General features: G+C 66.6%; 5 protein-coding genes. 1 reads left to right on the top strand and 4 read right to left on the bottom strand.

The annotated features are described in order from the left end of the window. Both VF617_RS08915 and VF617_RS08910 read right to left on the bottom strand, forming a co-directional pair. Positions 1–446, bottom strand: a 446-nt coding sequence (locus VF617_RS08915; RefSeq protein ID WP_331014528.1) for a DinB family protein, incomplete at its 3' end; no start/stop codon positions are given. Between the two features lie 50 nt (positions 447–496). After that, positions 497–1,042, bottom strand: coding sequence for a cob(I)yrinic acid a,c-diamide adenosyltransferase (locus tag VF617_RS08910; protein WP_331014527.1), 546 nt, complete (start codon positions 1,040–1,042; stop codon positions 497–499). On the opposite strand from VF617_RS08910, the gene VF617_RS08905 reads away from it, so the two are divergent. After that, positions 1,041–1,742, top strand: coding sequence for a glutathione S-transferase family protein (locus VF617_RS08905; RefSeq protein WP_331014526.1), 702 nt, complete (start codon positions 1,041–1,043; stop codon positions 1,740–1,742). The two genes, VF617_RS08910 and VF617_RS08905, sit on opposite strands and share 2 nt — an antisense overlap. A 1-nt stretch (position 1,743) precedes the next feature. On the opposite strand, the gene VF617_RS08900 is transcribed toward VF617_RS08905, so the two are convergent. Beyond that, on the bottom strand, positions 1,744–1,974 hold the full coding sequence (locus VF617_RS08900; RefSeq protein WP_331014525.1) for a twin transmembrane helix small protein: 231 nt from the start codon (positions 1,972–1,974) through the stop codon (positions 1,744–1,746). 9 nt (positions 1,975–1,983) lie between these two features. After that, the coding region (locus VF617_RS08895) for a glutamate--tRNA ligase family protein (protein WP_414713999.1) at positions 1,984–2,476 on the bottom strand (493 nt) is incomplete at its 5' end.

Raw genomic sequence — 2,476 nt, 5'->3', positions numbered from 1 at the left:
AGCAATTCCTGGTGCTGCTGCTCGTGATTGATACCGAGCTCAATCAACGCACGCGCATCTTCGTCCAGATCGGGTAGTGCCACGAGCAAAGCGGAGTCCACGGCACTTCGATAGTTCAGGATTCCATCGAGCGACGGGCGCGACAGCATCCCCCGCAGCGGCCGCGCATGGCGCACGCCTTCGGCTTCGTAATAGCTGTTGAACAGATAGGCGAAACGCTCGTCATGCTGTTGGTACTCAGGAACATGATCGCGCAGCACGAAGGTTTCGAAGAACCAGGTGGAATGCGCGAGATGCCATTTTGCTGGGGAGGCATCATCCATCGACTGGATCGTGGCGTCTGCATCGGACAGCGGCGCGGCCAGATCGGCAGTGAGCGCCCGGGCGCGCGCGAACCGATCGACCAGCGCCGAGGAAGCAGGGGCTGGGCCGCGCTCTGTTCGCATTATGTTCTCCTAGCGTGGCGGTCCTGACGGGTCAAGCGCCGCTAGCTGAATCAACGCGAGGCCCCCGGGACCCAGAGAACGTCTCCGCCGCCATGTAAGTTCACTGCGCGCGCGGCGACGAAGAGCAGGTCTGAAAGGCGATTGAGATAAGTGAGCGGCTGGAGGGCGGCTCCAGCGGCGACCGCCGAACGCTCGGCGCGGCGCGTGATGGCTCGGGCCAAATGGAGTGCCGCAGCCCCCGCTTCGCCCGCCGGCAGGACGAAGCTGGTGAGCGACTCGAGCGCAGCGTTGAGGTGATCGATGCGTTCCTCGAGCCAATCGACCTGGCCGGGCACGATGCGCAGCCCGCCTTCGATACTGACGGGGGTGGCGAGATCGGCGCCGAGATCGAACAAGTCGTTCTGGATGCGCGCGAGCATCTGGCTGAACGAGCCCGGGCCCAGCGCCGAGCGCGCGACGCCGATCGCCGAATTCGCCTCATCCACGTCGCCGATCGCGGCCATCAGCGGATCGGATTTGGCAATGCGCGATCCATCGACAAGCCCCGTGGTGCCGTCGTCGCCGGTGCGCGTGTAGATCTTGTTGAGCTTTACCATGCGCGGCTTCTATCGTGCGCGGGGGACCGGCGGAAGGAGCCTTGGCGAGATGACGATCATCATAACCGGTTTCGCGGCCTCGCCCGACCGCGGCAAGGGACTGGCGCGCGACATGCGGGTGCGCTGGGCGCTCGAAGAGGCAGGGCTGGCATATGAGGTTCACGGGCTGTCATTTGCCGAGATGAAGGAGCCGGCGCACCTGGCGCGCCAGCCGTTCGGCCAGATCCCGACCTATGAGGAAGGGGATCTCATCCTGTTCGAGACGGGAGCGATCGTGCTGCATATCGCCGAGCGGCACGGCGGGTTGTTGCCCGAGGATGCCAATGCGCGGGCGCGCGCCATAGCCTGGATGTTCTCGGCCGCCAGCACGATCGAGCCGTTGACGACCGATCGCGACGTCGCCGTCTACTTCGAGAAGGACAAGCCCTGGCAGGCCGAGCGGATGATGATGGTCCAGGACCGGATCCGCAGCCGGCTTGCCCAGCTTTCGCGGCGGCTGGGCGATGCGGAGTGGCTGGACGGCGATTTCAGCGCGGGCGACCTGATGATGGCGGATGTGCTGCGCCGCCTGGCGAGTTCAGGAGCCCTGGACGAGTTTCCGAACCTCGTCTCCTATGTCGCGCGCGCCGAAGCGCGGCCGGCGTTCAGGCGGGCGTTCGCGGCGCAGCTGGCGGCGTTCGAGGCCGGCCAGGCAGGCTGACTCAGCCCTTGGACGACATGGTCATCAGGATGAGCGCGATGACCAGGATCGCGACACCCTGAAGCAGGATGCGCTGCATCATCAGCTTGTTCGACTTGAGCGCACGCTCGCTGGGGCCTTCGCCTTCGAGATCGGATGTGGTGGTGCCCGCCATGTTGACGAGGCCGCGGATCAGCACGACGCCAACGGCGATGACGAGCGCGAGCAGGACGAAAGAGAGAAAGAGTGTCATTCCGCGTGCCTACGCCTTTGCGGCACCAATTCCAACCGGGAGCGTGCCCGCGCGAAGCCGATCGGCCAGCGCGCGGCCATCCGTGCCGGAGAGCCGCATCGCCTCCAGCGTGGGCGCGCCGTTGCGCTTGGCGAGGCGCTCGCCGTCGGGGCCTGCGAGCAGGGCGTGGTGGCGGTATTCGGGCGTCGGCAGGCCGAGCAGGACCTGGAGCAGGCGATGGACGTGAGTCGCGTCGAACAGGTCCGTGCCGCGGATGATATGGGTGACGTGCTGCGCGGCATCGTCGAGCGTGACGGCGAGGTGATAGGAAGCAGGGGCGTCCTTGCGGGCGAGGACCACGTCGCCGGCCGGGCGGGGGTCGGCGGGGATGGGGTGGCCGTGGTCGTGCCAGATCAAGTTCCTCTCCCATCGGGAGAGGGGGGGAGCCAGCGAAGCCGGCGGAAGGGTGAGGGCAGGATCGGCGCTGCCCTCTCCCTTCCCACCGCTTCGCGGCGGGCCCCTT

It is taken from the genome of Sphingomonas sp., assembly GCF_036388215.1.
Lineage (GTDB): Bacteria > Pseudomonadota > Alphaproteobacteria > Sphingomonadales > Sphingomonadaceae > Sphingomonas.
Note: the sequence above shows the minus strand (reverse complement) of the source record. Positions and strands in the feature narration are given on the sequence as shown.

What these genes read in the sequence shown, in the direction of transcription:
- VF617_RS08905 (WP_331014526.1), top strand. Translation starts at nt 1,041, where the DNA reads ATGCGCGGCTTCTATCGTGCGCGGGGGACCGGCGGAAGGAGCCTTGGC.
- VF617_RS08910 (WP_331014527.1), bottom strand. Translation starts at nt 1,042, where the DNA reads ATGGTAAAGCTCAACAAGATCTACACGCGCACCGGCGACGACGGCACC.
- VF617_RS08900 (WP_331014525.1), bottom strand. Translation starts at nt 1,974, where the DNA reads ATGACACTCTTTCTCTCTTTCGTCCTGCTCGCGCTCGTCATCGCCGTT.